Raw genomic sequence first — 3,704 nt, 5'->3', positions numbered from 1 at the left:
CCGGTGATCGATCGGCTGCAGCGGCTCACCGTCGGTGATCTGTCCGGCTACGGATTCGGCCGACCACCTCAGGGGCTCAAGGCCACCGTCGAGGCCAGCGGCCGCATCCCCACGCTGGCCGACGGGCTCATCGATGCGGTGCGCGCCGGTCGTGTCGAGGTCGTCGGGGCGGTCGAAGCGTTCGAGCCCAGCCGGGTGATCCTCGCCAACGCCGGCGCCATCGCGCCAGAGGTGATCATCGCCGCGACAGGCTTCAGCATGGATCTCGGGGGCATGGTCGGCCACCTCGGCGTGCTCGACGAGCATGGGGCACCGTACGGGGGTTTTGCCTCGGAGCTCGGTGACGGGCTGTTCGCCCTCGGCTACGGCATCCCACCCAACGGTCCACTGCGTGCGATCCGACGCCGTTCGGCTCCTTTGGCCCGTCAGGTCGCTGACTACCTGGCGACGCCATGCCCCGTGGTCGTTGCGCCCAGTCCGCGTCGCTAGCTGGGCCTGGCCTCCACCACGCTCAGCGGTGACGCAGTGTGAACAATCCGTGTCATCGTGAATCCGTTCTCGCTGAGAAGGTTTCGGTACTCGGCCGCCGTGCGTTCGCGGGCGCCGAGATTCAACAACATCTCCAGATCGACCCACTTCCCAGGATCGTCACGGTCGTGCTCGGGAATGACGAACTCGACCAACAGGACCGTGGCTCCGCACCCGACAGCCGCGCGCACATTGCGCAAGATCCGTCGCACCTTGTCCTCTGGCCAGTCGTGGATGACATTCTTCAACACGTACGCGTCACCGCCGCTCGGCACGCTGTCGAAGAACGATCCCTCCTCGAGGCGAACCCGTTCGGCGGCAAGGTGTTTGCCCAACACACTCGGCGCACCGGAAAGCACCCGCGGTAGGTCGTAGAGAACGCCCCGCGATTTTGGCGCCTTCGCAAGAATGGCGGCCAGCAGCGCCCCGTGCCCACCACCGACGTCGACGATGGTGCGGTGGGCGGCAAAATCGTAGCCAGCGGCCACGGCCGCGTCGGTCAGCTGCGACACGCTGGTCATGGTGCGGTCGAAGAGTTCGGCGAGCTCGGGCTGCTCGGCGAAGTAGTCGAAGCTGTCCATGTCCCGCAGTCGGGGAACGACCGAACTGCCCGTGCGCACCGCATCGCCCAGCAACGTCCAGCGTTCCCGCTGTTCTCGGGACCCGTAGAAGCGCGCAGCCCACGCCATCGACGCGGGTGCGTCGCAACGAAGGGTGGCGGCAAGGGGATTCAACTCATAGCGGCCGTCGCGGCGTCGACGAAAGATGCCACGGCCGATCAACGCCCGAAGCAGCCTTTGCAATGCATCGACGTTCGCACCAACCCGCGCCGCCAACTCATCGCCCGACAGTGGCCCATCGGCTAGGGCGTCGGCGATACCCAGTTCGACCGCTGCCGTGATCGCCTGCGACGCCCAGGTCTCGACGATCATCTCCATCATGGCCGCGGGTACGGGAAGCAGCCGTTGGCGAAGCCGGTACAGGTGGTGCCGGATCCGCTCGACCACGCGCGCCAACGCGGCGGGCGGCACTGCGGCAGTCGAACCGGACGAGCTGGTCATGACCGGCGAGCGGACCGAGCGGGCGACGCGACGGCCAGGTCGCGGCTGATCCGCGCACACATCCAGCGGTGGCTCACCGCGCGCTGGAACGTCGTCAGGGCCGAGTTGGCCAAACGATCGGGAATCGTCGCGGCCGGGCGCAGCACGAACTCCCGCTGCGACACCTGCCGCGAGGCCAGCCACGACACCGCGCCGACTCTGCGTCGCCTCCTGTTCTCGTACGACCGCAGCGCATGCGAGACATCGGTGCCAGCGCCGTCCATGTCCGTGCCGAGCTCCGAGAGCGCCTCGCACAACACCATCGTGTCGAGCAGCGCTTGGTTGGTGCCCTGTGCGAGGAATGGCGGCATGGTGTGGGCGGCGTCGCCGAGCAACGTCACTGCGTCGTGGCGCACGAGGCGGGGTATGGGGTGCCGAAAGTGTGGGTACGGCGACGGGGCAAGGTCGTCGTCACCGAGGCTGGCGAGCACGCGGTCGACGGCGTCGGACCAACCGGTGAAGTGGGCGCGGATCACATCGATCGGACGCGCCGGTCTGGCGTCGTCGGCCGACCACGGCAGGTCGAACCACCACTGCAGCTCTGCACCTCCGGCCGGCCACAGACCGAGGTTTCCGTGCCGGCCGATGATGTTCACCGCGACGTTCGTGTCGGCGATGTCCGGAAGCGTGACGAGTCCCTGCCAGCTGCACCACCCGGTCGGTAGCGCCTCCGCTGGTGTGACGAGTGGTCGAATCGCAGAGTGCAGACCGTCCGCACCGATCACCAGATCCCCCGCCGCGGTACTGCCGTCTGCGAAGTCGACCCGTACTTTGCCGTCGGTGCTGACCACTCCGACCACACGGGAGTCGCATCGGATCCGCTCGGAAGGAAAGTCTTCGAGCAGTCGTTCGAGCAACACTCGGCGTGGGATCATCCGAATGGGTGCACCCAACCGGTTCGCCATCGCGGTCAGATCGAACGTGGCCAGGAGGTGACCCGTGGAGGTCAGCACTCTCAAAGTGGACAGCACTTGACCGGCTCCGGTCAGGTCGACGCCCAACTGCCCCAGCACCGTTGCGCCATTGGACCATATGGTCACGGCGCCACCGCCGACCGTGAGCTCTGGGCGCCGTTCGAACACCGTGACGTCATGCCCGTCGCGCAACAATCCCCGAGCCGCCGAGATTCCGCCGACGCCGGCGCCCACGACGAGGATCCGAAGGTGTCTGTCCATTGATGTCGTGTCCTAGTGATGCGGAAGTCGCTCGCTAGCGACGACTCGAGGTCACCGCCGCGGACGGTTGTATTACCGCGGATGCGCCCGCCAATGACACGGCGCGGGCCTCGATACGGTTCAATCTGCAGCACCAACGTCGATGCCCGCGGGCTGCTCTAGGCTCGCGCCTCGTGAATCCGCGAGTGATTCAACAAAGGGGCCGAAGGACCACCGTGACCGTCCTGCGCAAAACCACCCACCGACTCATCGCCAGCCACCCGTGTTGCAACGACCCCTTGAAAACGCCCTTCCCAGGTGGCGGGCCGACTGCTTGCTCACGGCTTCAGGGTGTTTCGAGGCCGGGCCGACCGCGGCGTTGGGGGGCGGTGATGGAACACCAAACCAGGGTCGGCCCGACGGGTTCACCACCGACGGGCGCCGATCATCGGCGCAGACCTACCCCCGAAAATCGTTGTTGTGGTTGTCGCCGTCGCCATCGCGGTGGTGATCATCGTGGCAAGTATTCCAGTCGAAGTTGAAGCCCCATTCCGGGCGCCAGAATTCCCCTGGGCACCAGTGGTACCGCGGCGCAGGGCCAAAGCCGGGCTCGGCTTGGGCGGTACCCGACGCCAGCCCCAAACCTCCGCACACCAACATCGTCGTTACAAACCCTATGATTCCTCGTTTCATGACTACTTTCATGCCCCACCAGATGCCCTCGGCGGCTTCGTATTAACCTGGCCAGGATCGTATAAGTCGCTGGGCGTCGCCTCAGGTGGATCACCTGAGGCTGGTCCTTCAGTGGTGGTCCGTCCGAGCTGTGACGCGGTAAGCGCAGGTGCGCTGTTCGCGATGCAGGGTCAGCTCGTCGGAACCACCCGCGGGGAGTGGATAACCCACCCACGACGGCGGTGCCCAA

The 3,704-nt window shown here is 66.4% G+C and carries 3 protein-coding genes and 1 pseudogene; 1 reads left to right on the top strand and 3 read right to left on the bottom strand.

What is annotated here, in order from left to right; genetic code table 11:
• Positions 1-489: pseudogene (locus QOI01_RS14845) on the top strand (flavin-containing monooxygenase); the annotation flags it as partial.
• On the opposite strand, the gene QOI01_RS14840 reads toward QOI01_RS14845, so the two are convergent.
• From QOI01_RS14840 to QOI01_RS14830, 3 genes are all read right to left on the bottom strand, one after another.
• Positions 486-1,589 carry a methyltransferase gene (locus tag QOI01_RS14840; RefSeq protein ID WP_526382136.1) on the bottom strand — a complete coding sequence of 368 codons (1,104 nt, stop codon included), beginning with the start codon at positions 1,587-1,589 and terminating at the stop codon, positions 486-488. The pseudogene QOI01_RS14845 and the gene QOI01_RS14840 overlap by 4 nt on opposite strands.
• Positions 1,586-2,803, bottom strand: coding sequence for an FAD-dependent oxidoreductase (locus QOI01_RS14835; RefSeq protein WP_526382134.1), 1,218 nt, complete (start codon positions 2,801-2,803; stop codon positions 1,586-1,588). The genes QOI01_RS14840 and QOI01_RS14835 overlap by 4 nt, the downstream gene beginning before the upstream one ends.
• 438 nt (positions 2,804-3,241) lie before the next feature.
• The gene (locus tag QOI01_RS14830) at positions 3,242-3,442 is read right to left on the bottom strand and encodes an Mtp family mycobacterial-type pilin (protein WP_526382138.1); all 201 of its coding nucleotides are present in this window, start codon (positions 3,440-3,442) and stop codon (positions 3,242-3,244) included.
• Positions 3,443-3,704: the final 262 nt, after the last annotated feature.

Origin of the sequence: Mycobacterium sp. (assembly GCF_032162605.1) — a bacterium.
Classification (GTDB): domain Bacteria; phylum Actinomycetota; class Actinomycetes; order Mycobacteriales; family Mycobacteriaceae; genus Mycobacterium.
Note: the sequence above shows the minus strand (reverse complement) of the source record. Positions and strands in the feature narration are given on the sequence as shown.

Bases quoted from the DNA above. Each gene is read 5' to 3' on its own strand.
- QOI01_RS14835 (WP_526382134.1), bottom strand. From the start codon at position 2,803: ATGGACAGACACCTTCGGATCCTCGTCGTGGGCGCCGGCGTCGGCGGA.
- QOI01_RS14840 (WP_526382136.1), bottom strand. From the start codon at position 1,589: ATGACCAGCTCGTCCGGTTCGACTGCCGCAGTGCCGCCCGCCGCGTTG.
- QOI01_RS14830 (WP_526382138.1), bottom strand. From the start codon at position 3,442: ATGTTGGTGTGCGGAGGTTTGGGGCTGGCGTCGGGTACCGCCCAAGCC.